The sequence below is a fragment of the Glutamicibacter protophormiae genome, from assembly GCF_014647495.1.
Taxonomy (GTDB): Bacteria; Actinomycetota; Actinomycetes; order Actinomycetales; family Micrococcaceae; genus Glutamicibacter; species Glutamicibacter protophormiae.
On sequence record NZ_BMPH01000014.1, the window covers coordinates 21,554 to 35,530 of the forward strand.

At 68.0% G+C, this 13,977-nt stretch carries 13 protein-coding genes; 8 read left to right on the plus strand and 5 right to left on the minus strand.

The window, feature by feature from the left end:
• The first annotated feature begins 87 nt into the window (after nucleotides 1-87).
• Nucleotides 88-1,143, plus strand: a complete 1,056-nt coding sequence (locus IEY43_RS14970; RefSeq protein WP_188949372.1) for an ABC transporter substrate-binding protein — start codon at nucleotides 88-90, stop codon at nucleotides 1,141-1,143.
• A 3-nt stretch (nucleotides 1,144-1,146) separates the two neighbouring features.
• Here IEY43_RS14970 and IEY43_RS14975 read toward each other — a convergent pair whose 3' ends face one another.
• Complete coding sequence (locus tag IEY43_RS14975) at nucleotides 1,147-1,944, minus strand: MBL fold metallo-hydrolase (protein WP_188949373.1); 798 nt, start codon at nucleotides 1,942-1,944, stop codon at nucleotides 1,147-1,149.
• A 20-nt stretch (nucleotides 1,945-1,964) separates the two neighbouring features.
• On the opposite strand from IEY43_RS14975, the gene IEY43_RS14980 reads away from it, so the two are divergent.
• Genes IEY43_RS14980 through IEY43_RS14990 form a run of 3 tightly spaced genes read left to right on the plus strand, consistent with a single transcriptional unit; the run spans nucleotide 1,965 to nucleotide 6,007 of the window.
• Nucleotides 1,965-3,014 (plus strand): FecCD family ABC transporter permease, encoded by a 1,050-nt coding sequence (locus IEY43_RS14980; protein ID WP_188949374.1) that lies wholly within the window; start codon nucleotides 1,965-1,967, stop codon nucleotides 3,012-3,014.
• On the plus strand, nucleotides 3,011-4,066 hold the full coding sequence (locus tag IEY43_RS14985) for a FecCD family ABC transporter permease (RefSeq protein WP_188949375.1): 1,056 nt from the start codon (nucleotides 3,011-3,013) through the stop codon (nucleotides 4,064-4,066). The genes IEY43_RS14980 and IEY43_RS14985 overlap by 4 nt, the downstream gene beginning before the upstream one ends.
• Before the next feature lie 3 nt (nucleotides 4,067-4,069).
• On the plus strand, nucleotides 4,070-6,007 hold the full coding sequence (locus IEY43_RS14990; RefSeq protein ID WP_188949376.1) for an SIP domain-containing protein: 1,938 nt from the start codon (nucleotides 4,070-4,072) through the stop codon (nucleotides 6,005-6,007).
• Nucleotides 6,008-6,093: 86 nt separating this feature from the next.
• Here IEY43_RS14990 and IEY43_RS14995 read toward each other — a convergent pair whose 3' ends face one another.
• Entirely contained in the window at nucleotides 6,094-6,582 is a 489-nt protein-coding gene (locus IEY43_RS14995) for a MarR family winged helix-turn-helix transcriptional regulator (RefSeq protein WP_188949377.1), read from the minus strand.
• Between the two features lie 109 nt (nucleotides 6,583-6,691).
• Between IEY43_RS14995 and IEY43_RS15000 the strand changes: the two genes are divergently transcribed.
• Nucleotides 6,692-8,527, plus strand: a complete 1,836-nt coding sequence (locus IEY43_RS15000) for an ABC transporter ATP-binding protein (RefSeq protein WP_188949378.1) — start codon at nucleotides 6,692-6,694, stop codon at nucleotides 8,525-8,527.
• On the opposite strand, the gene IEY43_RS15005 is transcribed toward IEY43_RS15000, so the two are convergent.
• A complete protein-coding gene (locus IEY43_RS15005) occupies nucleotides 8,524-9,048 on the minus strand; it encodes a MarR family winged helix-turn-helix transcriptional regulator (protein WP_188949379.1) in 525 nt (174 codons plus the stop codon). The two genes, IEY43_RS15000 and IEY43_RS15005, sit on opposite strands and share 4 nt — an antisense overlap.
• A 160-nt stretch (nucleotides 9,049-9,208) precedes the next feature.
• Here IEY43_RS15005 and IEY43_RS15010 point away from each other — a divergent pair, with 160 nt between their 5' ends.
• A complete protein-coding gene (locus IEY43_RS15010; RefSeq protein ID WP_188949380.1) occupies nucleotides 9,209-9,784 on the plus strand; it encodes an NADPH-dependent FMN reductase in 576 nt (191 codons plus the stop codon).
• A gap of 136 nt (nucleotides 9,785-9,920) precedes the next feature.
• Complete coding sequence (locus tag IEY43_RS15015) at nucleotides 9,921-11,039, plus strand: glutathione S-transferase family protein (RefSeq protein WP_188949381.1); 1,119 nt, start codon at nucleotides 9,921-9,923, stop codon at nucleotides 11,037-11,039.
• Between the two features lie 15 nt (nucleotides 11,040-11,054).
• Here IEY43_RS15015 and IEY43_RS15020 read toward each other — a convergent pair whose 3' ends face one another.
• Nucleotides 11,055-11,366, minus strand: a complete 312-nt coding sequence (locus tag IEY43_RS15020; protein ID WP_188949382.1) for a putative periplasmic lipoprotein — start codon at nucleotides 11,364-11,366, stop codon at nucleotides 11,055-11,057.
• Nucleotides 11,367-11,510: 144 nt separating this feature from the next.
• On the opposite strand from IEY43_RS15020, the gene IEY43_RS15025 reads away from it, so the two are divergent.
• Nucleotides 11,511-12,401, plus strand: a complete 891-nt coding sequence (locus IEY43_RS15025; RefSeq protein ID WP_188949383.1) for an RNase H family protein — start codon at nucleotides 11,511-11,513, stop codon at nucleotides 12,399-12,401.
• Between the two features lie 86 nt (nucleotides 12,402-12,487).
• Here the strand turns inward: IEY43_RS15025 and IEY43_RS15030 are convergent, their stop codons facing one another.
• Nucleotides 12,488-13,930, minus strand: a complete 1,443-nt coding sequence (locus tag IEY43_RS15030; RefSeq protein WP_188949384.1) for an APC family permease — start codon at nucleotides 13,928-13,930, stop codon at nucleotides 12,488-12,490.
• Nucleotides 13,931-13,977: the final 47 nt, after the last annotated feature.

Sequence of the window (13,977 nt, forward strand, 5' to 3'; positions counted from 1 at the left end):
TAATGTGACCTGTGGTTCGGGTAGGCATGCCTTACCTATTCGAATTCACAGTTCACGGAACCTCGCACAGTCTGGATAACCCCGCCCATGAATATCTCGCGCCGCGCCGGCATCTTTGCCGCCTCCACCGCCATCCTCGCCCTGAGCCTGACGGCCTGCGGTTCCAGCGCTGAATCCGGCGCCGAGTCCTCGGCCACGCCGTCGGCTTCGGCAGGCTTCAGCCCGGTGACCATCAAGAACATCTACGGGTCAACGGAAATCACCGAGGTGCCGGAAACCATCGCAACCATCTCCTGGGTCAACGCCGACACCCTGCTGGCGCTGGACACCGTGCCGGCAGGCATGGACACCGACACCTACGGGCAGAACGCCAACAATTCCACGGACTGGAAGGACGCGGCGCTGGCCGAGCTGGGCGCGTCCATCGGCTCCGAGAAGGCCCCGAAGCAGTTCGACATCGCCGACGGCATCGACTTCACCGGCATCGCCGAGCTGAAGCCTGACGTCATCTTCGCCCCGTACTCGGGCATGACCCAGGAAGAGTACGACAAGCTGAAGAAGATCGCTCCGGTTGTCGGGCCGATCGAGGCCAACTACACCACCAGCTGGCAGGACGCCACCGAAGCGGCAGGCCAGATGCTGGGCAAGCAGGAGCAGGCCAGCGCGTTGATCTCGGACATCGAGGGCAAGATGGCGGCGGTGGGCGAGCAGAACCCGGTGCTGAAGGACTCGACCTTCATCGCAGCGGACCTCTCCTCGCCGGAAACCTCCTATGTGTACTCCACCGGCGACACCCGCCCGCGCTTCCTGACGGCGCTGGGCATGAAGCAGGCGCCGTACGTGGATGCGAACGCCGCCAAGGATGCCTTCTACTTCACCGTCTCCCCGGAAAAGGTCAATGAATGGGACGCGGACGTCGTCTTCGCCTCCGCCGCGGCCGGCAGCACCGTGGATGACATCGTCAAGGCCCAGCCGCTGTACGGCCAGATCCCCGCGGTGAAGAACGACGCCGTGGCCCTGCCGGGCACCGACCAGGCCACGCTGTCCATCTCCGCCGCCTCCCCGCTGTCCATCGAGTGGGCGCTTCAGAACGTGGTGCCGAATATCGTGAAGGCCGCAGAGAACGCAGCGGCCGCCAGGTAGCTCCTAGACGGTTCGCGACAAATAGTGCAATTGCGCTTCCAGGGAATGACTCGCCGCGCCGGCCAGGCGCGGATCAAGGTCGGGGTAGACCAGGTCCAGCAGCTCAGCCGGCCTTGCGTCCGCCCCGGCCTTGCCGAGCTTCTCCAGCGCGGCCCGCACCTGGTTCAGCCGGTCTTCGCGGTGCGCCAGATATCCTTCCAGCAGCGGGTGCGAGCGCTGGTGCTGCTCGCCGTGCGCCGGGTGCAGCGGCATGTCCGGCAGGCCCAGCAGCCGCTCCAGCGAGGCCAGGTAGTCGAACAGCGTTCCGTCGGGGTGCTCCAGGATGGTGGTGCCCCGGCCCAGCACGGTATCCCCGGTGAACAGGTGCTCTTCGCGTCCGGTGCGCACGAAGCAGACCGAATCCGAGGTGTGCCCAGGGGTGAATTCGACCCGCACCCCGGTGCCGGCCGCCTCGATCTCCTCCAGGTCCGCGAACACCTGGGCCCCGCGGCAGAACTGTTCCAGGACGGCGCGCACCGGAGCCCCGGTCAGCTCGCGCAACCGGTCGATTCCCCCGGTGTGGTCCGGGTGCCGGTGCGTGATCAGCACCAGCTGCACGTCGTACACGGCCAGCGCCCGCAGGTGCTCCTCCAGCTCGGGGCCGGGGTCGATCACGATCACCGGGGTCCCGGGGGCCAGGCTCGCCTCCGGGGCGAAGAGCAGATAGGTATTGGTCCCGTCGAGTGTCATCTCCGAGGGGTTGTCGGCTCGCAGCACGGCAATGCCGGGCGCCAGAACTGTGGGCGCAGAAACATGATCCATGACAACGAGTGTAGGAAGCAATGACCGCAACCGAAAGTACATTGCGCGCCGCGGCGGAACGTTCCGGCCCCGGACTGCGGCGCAAACTCGGTGCCGTCGCGCTGTTGGTGCTGCTGCTGGCCGCTGCGCTCCTCGCCTCGCTGCTGCTCGGCGCCCGCAGCGTCGGCCTGGACAGCGTGCTGGCGGCGCTGGCCGACTTCGACCCGATGGACGGTGGCCAAGTGGTGGTGCAGTCGCGGCTGGCTCGCACCGCGGGAGCCGTCGTGGTGGGCGCCGCCCTGGGGCTGGCAGGCGCCGGCTTGCAGGGGCTGACCCGCAACCCGCTGGCGGACACCGGGATCCTGGGGCTGAACGCCGGATCCTCGCTGGCCGTGGTGGTGGTGGCCGCGCTCCTCGGCGCGGCCTCCCTGCCCTTGCTCATGGCGGCGGCCTTCCTTGGCGCGGCACTGGTCATGGCGCTGGTCTACCTGGTGGCCAGCGTGGGGCGCGAGGGCGCCACCCCGATCAAGCTCGCCCTGGGCGGCGCGGCCTTGGCCGTGGGCATCGGCTCGATCACCAACACCATCTTGATGATCTCCAAGTCCACCTTCGATGAATTCCGCAGGTGGCAGATCGGCTCGCTGTCCGCCGGCAGCATGGAAACCTACCTGCTGGCCGTGCCGGTCATCGCCGCCGGGGCGCTGCTGGTGCTGTCCACCGCCCGCGCCTGCAATGCCGTGGCCATGGGCGAGGACACCGCGCTCGCCCTGGGCTTCAACCTGAAGCGTTCGCGCCTGCTCGGATCCATCGGCGTGGTGCTGCTGGCCGGCACCGCCACCGCCGTGGCCGGGCCCATCGCCTTCGTCGGCCTGATGATCCCGCACGCGGTCCGCCTGCTGGTGGGCGGGGACTACCGCTGGATCATGCCCGCCAGCCTGCTCGCCGGGCCGGTCCTGCTGCTGCTCGCGGACACCGCCGGACGGCTGGTCCTCCCGCCGAGCGAGATCCAGGTGGGTGTCATGTGCGCCATGCTCGGCGGTCCGATCTTCATCATCATGATGCGCAGCGGCATGAAGTCGGTGAAGCTATGAGCGCCATCGAACGGTCCACGCAGCAGGAACCAATACGGCACAAGGGCGCCGCGGCCCGCCGCGCCTCGCGGGTGCGCACCGCGGCGCTGTGGATGGTCTTGGTGCTGCTGGCCACCGCCGCCGCCTACATCTTCTGGGGCCGCGACAGGCTGCCGGCCATTGAAGTGCTGCAGGTGCTGGGCGGGGAAAGCGTCCCCGGCACCGGCTTCATCCTCATGGAGGACCGGCTGCCGCGCCTGGTGGTCGGGGCGCTGGCCGGCGCCGGGCTGGGCCTGTCCGGCGCGCTGTTCCAGCGCTGGCTGGGCAACCCGCTGGCCAGCCCCGACGTGATCGGCGTGGGCTTCGGCGCCTCGGCCGCGGCGATCGCCGCGATGATCGTTTTCGGCGTGAACGACTGGAAGCTGAATGCCTTCGCGCTCGCCGGGGGCCTGGCCGTGGCCGCGGTGATCTACTGGCTCTCGGCCTCCGGCCAGCGCACCGGATCCCGGCTGATCCTGGCCGGCCTGGCCATCGGCGCCGTGCTGCAGGCGCTGATCCAGTTCCTGCTGACCCAGGCCGAGGTGAACACCGCCAGCGACGCGATGCGCTGGCTGACCGGTTCGCTGTCCGCCAGCACCTGGGAACGCGCCGCGGTGCTGGGCGTGGGCCTCGGCGCGGTGGGGGTCCTCGCGCTGCCGGTGGTGCTGAGCCAGCTGAAGCTGCTGGAGCTGGGCGAGGACGCCGCGGCGGCCCTGGGCCTGCACGTGGGCCGGGCCCGGATGCTGCTGGTCTTCGCCGCGGTGGCCCTGGGAGCGATCCCCATCGCGGTCACCGGCCCGCTGGCCTTCGTCGCGTTCCTGGCCGGCCCGATCACCGCGGCGCTGTCCCGCGGAGCGATCCATGTGCCGCTGGCCGGGCTGACGGGTGCGACACTGGTAGTAGTCGCCAATTTCTTCGCCGCGAACCTGTTCGCGCAGATCAACCTGCCGGTGGGCGTCATCACCGGCGCATTCGGTGCACCGTTCCTGATCTGGGTGCTGGTGCGCGCCAACTCTACTGGAAACGGGGGATAACCCATGGCCACACTGCAGGCTAGCGGGCTGACCTTGGCCTACGACAAGGTCACCATCGTCGATGAACTGTCACTGGACATCCCCACCGGGCAGGTGAGCATCGTGGTCGGGGCCAACGGCTGCGGCAAGTCCACGCTGTTGCGCGCCCTGTCGCGGCTGCTGAAGCCAGCCGGCGGACAGGTGCTGCTGGACGGGGCGGACATCCACTCCAAGCCGGCCAAGGAGGTGGCCAAGACCCTGGGGCTGCTGCCGCAGTCGCCCACCGCGCCGGACGGGATCACCTCCCGCGAACTGATCAGCCGCGGCCGCTACCCGCACCAGGGCCTGTTCAAGCGCTTCTCCGCGCAGGACGAGGCCGCGGTCGCCCGCGCCATGGAGCTGACCGGCACCACCGATCTGGCCGACCGCCCGGTGGACGAGCTCTCCGGCGGCCAGCGCCAGCGCGTATGGATCGCCATGGCCCTGGCCCAGGAAACCGACCTGCTGCTGCTCGACGAGCCGACCACCTTCCTGGACGTGGCCCACCAGCTGGAGGTGCTGGACGTGGTCAGCGAGCTGAACCGCACCCGCGGCATCACCGTGGTCATCGTGCTGCACGACTTGAACCTGGCCGCCCGCTACGCCGACTACCTGGTGGCGCTGAAGGGCGGAAAGATCTACGCCGCCGGCCACCCCACCGAGGTCGTCACCGAGAAGACCGTCAAGGCAGTCTTTGGCATGCCGAGCCGCGTCATCCCGGACCCGGTGGCCGGCACTCCGCTGGTGCTGCCCATCGGCCGCCAGCGGGTGCTGCGCACCGAGTCGGTGCTCGCCGCCAACGGCATTTTCCGCGGCGACGCGCCGGTCAACGAGCCGCAGGCGCTGGCCGAGGGCCTGGAGCAGGACTCCGCGGTCATCGAGGAGGAGGTGCAGGCCATCACCCGGACCGTTGCCGAGGCGGACCCGAACCTGGCCCGCCCGGCCCGCGAGCACCTGCAGACCCTGGCCTTCCAGACCACGGTGCTGCGCAGCCAGGAGCTCTCCCCGTCCTTCCGCCGGCTCACCGTGGGCGGCGCCGACCTGGAGGACTTCGGCACCAACAGCCACCCGCTGGACATGCGCATCAAGCTGCTGCTGCCGCCGGAAGCCGGGTTCGGAGCCAATGGGGAAATCGCCAGCCTGCGCCCCGACGCGCTGACCAGCCCGGCCGGGCAACTGGGCTGGTACCAGCGCTGGCTGGCCATCGACCCGGCGCAGCGCGGCTACATGCGCACCTACACCGTGCGCGCCTTCCGCGAGGCCGGGCACCGCGACAACCTGGGCGCCACCCCGGAGCTGGATATCGACTTCGTGCTGCACGGCAAGGTGGTGGACGGGAAGCTGCAGGGCGGCCCGGCCACCGAGTTCGGCGACCGCGCGCGTCCCGGCGATCCGCTGCTGCTGCTGGGGCCGAACAAGGCGCTGACCGACGACAGCTACGGCGGCATCGAATTCCGTCCGGGCGCCGCGACCCGCATCGTGCTGGCCGGCGACGAGACTGCCGCCCCGGCCATCTGCGCGATCCTTGAATCGCTGCCGGCAAATATCACCGGGCACGCGCTGATCGAGGTGCCGGAAACCACCGACATCCTGGGCACCACCACCCGTTCGGGCATCTCGGTGCAGTGGCTGACCCGCGGATCCGCCGAGCACGGCTCCCTGCTGCGCGACGCGGTCCGCAGCGTCGTGGCGATCCCGGGCGCCGGCGTGGTGCAGACCAACGCGGATCCTGAAGACATCGACGTGGATGAGAGCATCCTCTGGGAGACCGGTCAGGCCCAGTCCGCCCCGTTCTACGCGTGGATCGCCGGGGAGGCGGGCACCGTGAAGGAGCTGCGCCGCTACCTGGTGCGCGACGCGGGCATCGACCGCAAGCAGGTGGCCTTCATGGGCTACTGGCGCCGCGGCAAGCAGGAGAACTAGGCTCCGGGCGCACAGCGCAAGGCTCCCGCCCGCCGGAATCATTCCGGCGGCCGGGAGCCTTGCCGCTTTTCGCGCAGCGGATCGGATCAGCCGGCGGGATGGCCGGCGGCGCCGGGCCTGCAGGTGCCGGCCCGCGGCGGGCGGGGGTTCTCGCGGTTCAGGATGTCCAGCAGGCGGGCGAGCTCCTCGCGGTCCTGCGCGCCGAGCTTGTCGAAGTAGCTGTCCATGCCGGTTTTGCGCAGGGCCGAGAGCTGGTCGAGCAGCGCCCTGCCGGCGTCGCTGAGCACGATCAGCGTGGCGCGGCGGTCGCCCGGATCCGGGGTGCGCACGACCAGTTCCTTGGCCGCCAGCTGGTCCACCACCTCGGTGGTCGAGCGCGCGGCGATGTGCAGGCGCTCGGCCAGCTGGGAGTTGCGCAGGCCCTGCTCCTCGGCGCGGCCCAGGATGGACAGCACCCGGGACTGGTGCGGGGTGACTCCCGCAGGGCTCAGGCTCTCGCGCCAGCGGCCGCGGATGGTCCGGGATGCCTGGAGGAACAGATCTGCCAAGTCAGGCTTGGACTCATCGGTGTGCATAGGGTCAAGGATAGTGTGTTTTCCCGAACAGTTTCAAGATGGAACCACATAGTGAGGTTACCTCTGGTATTCTGAAATCCCAGTGGGGACAATCATGAAGGGGGCGCCCATGCATCCGATGGCACCAATGGGCGGTGGACGGCCGTCGGCTTCGGCGTCGCGCAGCGCCGACGACAAGAAGTGGCTGGCCGAGCATCCGGTCTCCGTCAAGCGCATCGCCGCGCTCTTCCGCCCGCACCTGGGAACGGTCATCGTGGTGGTGCTGCTGATCGTGGCCTCCTCGCTCATCGGCCTGGCCCAGCCCTTCATCATCCGCGAATTGATCGACGACGCGATCCCGAACCGCGATGTCAACCTGCTGATGCTCGGTGCCGGCGGGCTGGTGCTGATCGCGCTGGTCACCTCGGTGCTGGAAGTGGTCCAGACCTGGCGGGCCACCCTGATGGGGCAGCGGGTCATGCACGGGCTGCGCACCGGGCTGTTCACCCACCTGCAGAAGCAGTCGCTGGGATTCTTCACGAACTCCAAGTCCGGCGACGTGCAGTCGCGGCTGATCAACGACGTGGGGCAGATGCAGTCGGTGATCACCAACTCGGCGACCAGCCTCGCCTCCAACCTCACCACGGTGGTCGCCACGGCCTGCGCCATGGTCGCGATCTCGTGGAAACTGAGCCTGATCTCCCTGGTGGTGCTGCCGCCGGCGATCATCCTGGCCCGGCAGACCGCCCGGCTGCGCCGCGCCGTCACGGGCCGGCGCCAGCGCGAAATGTCGAACCTGACCTCACTGATCGAGGAGCGCCTGAGCATTTCCGGGGTGCGGCTGGCCAAGATCATGGGCACCGGAGCCGCCGACGCATCGGCCTTCGCGCAGTCCAGCCACCGGCTGATCGACCTGGAAATGAAGAGCGCCCTGGCCGGCCGCTGGCGCATGGCCGCTATGAGCATCATCTTCGCGGTGATTCCCGCGGTGCTGTATCTCGTGGCGGGGCTGCCCGCCACCGGCGGGGGCATGAGCATCGGCACGCTGGTGGCCTTCACCGGCCTGCAGGCCGGCATCTTCCGCCCCGTCATGGGGCTGATGCAGATTTCGGTGCAGTGGATCTCCGCGATGGCGCTGTTCGGGCGGGTCTTCGAGTACCTGGATACCGACCAGGCGCTGCCGCTGCCGGAGCATCCGCGCCGGCTGGATCCCGCGGCGATGCGCGGACGCGTGGTTCTGCAGGACGTCGGTTTCCGCTACCCGGGGGCCGCCGCGCCGACGCTGGAGGCGCTGGACCTGGTGCTGGAGCCGGGGACCATGACCGCGGTGGTCGGGGCGACCGGCTCGGGCAAGTCAACCCTGGGTTCGATGCTTCCGCGGCTGCTCGATCCGACGTCGGGGCGGGTGCTGTTCGACGGGGTGGACCTGCGCGAGCTGGACCCGGAGCAGGTAGCCCGGGCGGTGTCGGTGGTGGCGCAGGAAAGCTACCTGCTGCACACCTCGGTGCGCGAGAACCTGCTGTGGGCCGCGCCCGGGGCCAGCGAGGCCGAGCTGTGGCAGGCGCTGGAAGCGGCGCAGATCGCCGCCCTGATCCGCTCGCTGCCCGACGGGCTGGACACCGCGGTGGGCCAGCGCGGCCACCGCTTCTCCGGCGGGGAGCAGCAGCGCCTGGCCATCGCCCGCACCATGCTGCGCCGCCCGAAGGTGCTGGTGCTGGATGAGGCGACCAGCGCGCTGGATACCGTGACCGAGGCGCTGGTGCAGCAGGCGCTGGACGAGCTGGCGGTCGGGCGCACCACGCTGCTGATCGCGCACCGGTTGAGCACGGTGCTGCGGGCCGACCGCATCGTGGTGCTCGACGGCGGGCGCATCGTCGAGTCCGGCACCTTCGCCGAGCTGGTGGAGCAGGACGGGCGCTTCGCCCGGCTCGTGGCGAACAGCGAGTTCGCCGACAGGGTTCGCTAGTCCTCGTCGCAGCGCTGCGCGTCGCCGGGGGCGGAATCCTTGCAGGACGGGTCGGGCTCGCAGGCCTCCAGGGCATCGAGGACCTTGGGCAGCGCTGTCCCCAGCGCCGCGCGCTCCTGCTCGTCCAGGGAATCGAACAGCTTTTCGCGGATGAAGGTGACGTGGCTCGGGGCGGCTTCGCGGATGGTCTTCCAGCCGGCCTCGGTCAGTTCGATCTGCTGCCCGCGGCGGTCGGTGGCATCCGAGCAACGGGTGATCATGCCCTTGGCCTCCATGCGGCGCAGCAGGTGGGACAGGCGCGAACGGTCCCAGCGCAGGTTGTCGGCGATGTCCGCCGGGCGCAGGGAGGTAGCGGGCCCCTCGGAGAGCACCGCCAGTACCGAATACTCGCCGGTCTGCATGCTCGAATCCACACTCAGCTGGCGGTCCATCGCGCTGGGGAACTGCCACAGGAATTCGCGGATGGTCCGCCAGAGGGCTTGTTCCTTGTCGTCGAGCCAGCGGGTCTCATCGGCAGCCATGCGTAGGCGCTCCTTCTGTAGGTGGCAGACCCGGTGTGCAGCGGATCATGCAATTATTTGTTGACGCATCAATTATCTCTGGTATTGTTGGATTTAGCAAGAGTCGCTGACGCATCAACTAAAGTGTTCGGCGCAGGAACCTTCCCAAGGAGAAAATCTTATGTCGAAGATCGCCATCGTCACCGGATCCACCCGTCCAGGCCGCAACAACATCAGCGTTGCCCAGTGGGTGCTCGAGCAGGCCCAGGCCTTCGGCGGCGCCGACTTCGAGCTCGTTGACATCGCCGACTTCAACCTGCCGGTGCTGGATGAAGCCTTCCCGGCCGCCTACCAGAACTACCAGGGCGAGCACGCCAAGGCCTGGGCCGCCAAGATGAACGAGTTCGACGGCTACATCTTCGTCACCCCGGAGTACAACCACTCGGTTTCGCCGGCACTGGCCAACGCGCTGAGCTACATCAACGTCGAGCTGAACAACAAGGCCGCCGGCATCGTCGGCTACGGCTCGGCACTGGGCGCCCGCGCCATCGAGCATCTGCGTGGCATCCTCTCCGAGCTGCAGGTCGCCCACGTGCAGAAGACCGGCTTGTTCTCCCTCTTCACCGACTTCGAGAACTTCTCCAACTTCAAGCCAAGCGAGCCGGGCGCCGCATCGGTGCAGCCGATGTTCGAGCAGCTGCTGGCCTGGACCGAAGCCATGAATTCGGTGCGCGCCGCAGCATCCGTCAGCGCCTGATTGGACGCTGGCTGGAAGCCCTAGCGTTCCAGCGCAAACGGCGGGAAGCTTGTATCGGGCCTTCCGCCGTTTGCCGCATCACCCAAGACCCGGCCCGAGCACGGGCGGCCAAGCCAGAGATTGTGGAGGATCGAGCATGTCGCAGGACTTTTCTACCAAGGGCGCGTATGTCACGGGCAGTGAATTCACGCGCGATACCAACTACATCCAGGACCGCATCGTCGCCGATCCTCGGCCGGAGGCCTTCGCGGACGGGACCTCGGAAAGCAAGATCGGGCACCCGAACGCCGCCCTGGGCGACGGCGCCCAGCTCTGGCAGGTTGAAGCCGGGCGCTACCGGCTGGTGGCAGCCCGTGCCTGCCCCTGGGCCAACCGCACCCTGATCGTGCGCCGCCTGCTGGGTCTGGAAGACGCCATTTCCGTCGGCCTGCCGGGCCCCACCCACGACGTGCGCAGCTGGCAGTTCGATTTGGACGAAGGCGGCAAGGACCCGGTGCTGGGCACCGAACGCCTGCAGGAAAACTATTTCAAGCGCTTCGCCGGCTACCCGCGTGGCATCACCGTGCCTGCCATCGTGGATATTCCCAGCGGCGCCGTGGTCACCAACGACTACCCGCAGATCACCTGGGACTTCTCCACTCAGTGGAAGCAATTCCACCGCGCCGGGGCTCCTGACCTGGTCATGGAGGACCGGCTCGAGGAGATGCTCCCGCTGATCAAGCGCATCTTTACCGAGGTCAACAACGGCGTCTACCGTGCGGGCTTCGCCGGCTCCCAGGCCGCCTACGAAGACGCCTACGACCGGCTCTTCACCGCCCTCGACTACCTCGAGGAACGCCTGTCCACCCGCCGCTTCCTCATGGGCGACCATATTTCAGAGGCCGACGTCCGCCTGTTCACCACCTTGGTGCGCTTCGACCCGGTCTACCACGGCCACTTCAAGGCCAACCGCAACAAGCTGATCGACATGCCGAACCTCTGGGGCTACGCCCGCGACCTATTCCAGACCCCGGGCTTTGGAGACACCGTGGACTTCGAACAGATCAAGGACCACTATTACAAGGTCCACGAGGATATCAATCCGACCCGGATCGTGCCGAAGGGCCCGGACCTGTCCAACTGGCTCGAAGCCCACGGCCGCCAGGAACTGGCGGACAGCGGCCCGTTCCTGAACGGCACCGCTCCGGGCGAAGTCCGCGTGGAGGAGCGCGTCGCGGCAGGCCATAACCCGCTGTACCCGCTGGAAGGGAAATAGCCGGTAGCCTTCGGGCTACTTCGTGAAGTCGAAGCCCTGCTGCTCGCACGCCGCGTCGAACGCTGCGTCATCGGTGATCACAGGCTGGCCAGCTGCATCGGTCGACACCGCGTTGCGGATCGACTCGGTGGAGGCCGCCGAGCCATGCTCGGCGGCCTTTTGCCGATTCGTCTGGCCGATATCGCCCGGGGCGGTGAGGCTGCCCCCGTAGTGGATGCACGCGGTGCTCCCCTCGGGATCGGTTCGACGCAGGTCGTCGGGCGACGGACCCGAACAGCCGGCCAGGCCCAAAATCGCAACGAGGAGCATCGGCAGAATCTTTTTCACAGTTCACCATCCTACGGACCTTCGCGCGGGCAGTGGCATGCAAGCGGCGCGGGCGTGGAGCGCAGCCGGCGGCGCCGCAGGAACTTCGGCCCCAACGCACGTCTCTTTAGGCGGCGGGGGAGGTCAGGTGGCAGGATTAAAACCATGACGATCACCGCAGCGGCAGACGGATCAGCCCTAGGAAACCCCGGCCCGGCAGGCTGGGCCTGGTACATCGACGAGGAGAACTGGGCCTCCGGCGGTTGGGACCACGGGACCAACAACATGGGCGAGCTGCAGGCGGTCCTCGAACTCTTCCGCGCCACCGCGCAGCATCCGGAACAGGAACTGAAGATCCTGTGCGACTCCCAGTACGCCATCAACTGCATCAGCAAGTGGATGCCGGGATGGAAAAAGCGCGGCTGGAAAAAGGCCGACGGCAAGCCGGTGCTGAACCAGGAGATCCTCAAGGAACTGGATGCGGCGATCAACGGCCGCAAGTACACCTTCGAATGGGTCAAGGGCCACGCCGGGCATGACCTGAACGAAGCCGCCGACGACCGCGCCCGCGCCGCGGCCACCGCGCACCAGCAGGGCTCCGCACCGGATCCGGGCCCCGGATACACGGCCGGAGCAGCCCCTGCCGCGGAATCCGAGCCTGAGCCGGCCGGCGCCGTCGCCGAAGCCCCGGATTCCGCGGCCAGCCAGGATACGGCGGCCACGATCTACGAGCTGGAACTGGGCTTTCTCGATCCGCAAATCCGCACCAGCTTCGCCGAGCTGAGCGATTTCCTGCATCCCGGGTACCAGGAAGTCACGCGCGCCGGGGGACTGCTGGATGTCGCCACCGTGCGCGCCCAGCTTGAAGCCGGGGCGCCGCTGCCTGCCACCGGCGAGGTCCAGGTGCTCACGGCTCGCGAGGTCGACCGCGATCTGGCCCTGCTGGCCTACCGCATGAAGGTCGACGACTCGCCGATCCTGGTGGTCTCCTCGTGGTGGCAGCGCACCGAGGGCGGCTGGAAGCTGCGCTTCCGCCAGGAAACCGTCCAGCAGTAGCCGCGTGGGCCACTGGCGCTCCGCGCAACGGCAAAGGCACGAACCCGGGCTGGGTTCGTGCCTTTGCCTCTGGCCGGGCCGGGGTGCTAGAAGTGCCCCGAAGAGATGTTGCCCTTCTTGTAGTTGATGCGGTTGGCCAGCCAGGTGACGGCCCAGAGCGCGATGCCCAGTGCCAGCAGCAGCCCCGCGATCTCGTACTGCACCCAGTCCGCGCGCGAACGGGCCCACGGGCCGATCAGGAAGGCGCTGGTCGCGGCGCCGAGAATCGGGATGATCGTCGGTGCGCGGAAAGCGTCCTCTGGCGCCTTGTCGCGGCGCAGCACCAGCAGGGCGATGTTCACCATGGTGAAGACCACCAGCAGCAACAGGGCCGTGGTGCCGCCGAGCGAGCCGACGATCCCGCTGTCGGTATCCAGGTTCACATAGACCACCAGGGCGATGGCCAGCAGCGTGGTGAAGACGATGGACAGCGTCGGGGTGCGGCGCTTAGAATTCACCTTGCCCAGCACCTGCGGCAGCACACCCTGGCGGGCCATGCCGTAGAGCAGGCGGCTGGCCATCAGCATGTTCATCAAGGCGGTGTTCACCACGGCGAAGACCGTCAGGAACGGGAAAATCGCGTCCACCGGCAGGCCCGGGGCGCCGATGCGCACGACGTCCAGCAGGATGCCGGCATCCGGATTCTTCGGGTTCAGCAGGTCGCCGGTGGGGATCACCATGATGATGGTGACCGCGACCAGCATATAGATGACCGCGCAGATGCCCAGGCCGATGAGCATGATGCGCGGGAAGGTCCGGTTCGGGTTCTTGGTTTCCTCGACCAGGTTCACCGAATCCTCGAAGCCGACCATGGCGAAGAACGCGATCGCGGTGCCCATGGTGACCGCGGCGAACAGGCTGCGGTCGTCCGGGGTCTCGAAGACCACCAGCCGGCTGATGTCGCCATGGCCGCTGGCGATGGCGCCGATGCCGATGGAGATGATCACGGCCATGATGCCCAGCGAGATCACCGTGAGCACCAGGTTGAACTTGACGCTTTCGCCGACGCCGCGCAAATTGATCAGGGCCAGGATGATGATGATCGCGATGGCGGCGAACATGCCGGCTTCCGGCGTGGTCGGCACGCCTTCGATGAATTGGCCGAAGCCGATCAGCAGGTTCTGCCCGACCAGGGTGGCCGAGGTCGCTGCACTGGTGATACCGGAGCAGGCCACCGTGAAGGCGACCAGGAAGGTGACGAAATGGATGCCGAAGGCCTTGTGGATATACAGGGCGGCGCCGGCTGCATGCGGATATTTGGTGACCAGCTCCATGTAGCTGAAGGCGGTCAGCGTCGCGATGGCGAAGGCCAGCAGAAAGGGCAGCCATGCGGCCCCGCCGACCTGTCCGGCGACCTTGCCGGTGATCGCGAAGATGCCTGCACCGATGATGTCGCCGATGATGAGGAACAGCAGGAGTTTGGGGCCGATGACCCGCTTGAGTTCGGCGGGTTGCCCGCCCGGAGTTGAGTCTTCTCGGGTTGCAGTCATAGGCGGATGAGCCTTTCCAATCTTCGATTCGAGCGGAAGAATACGAC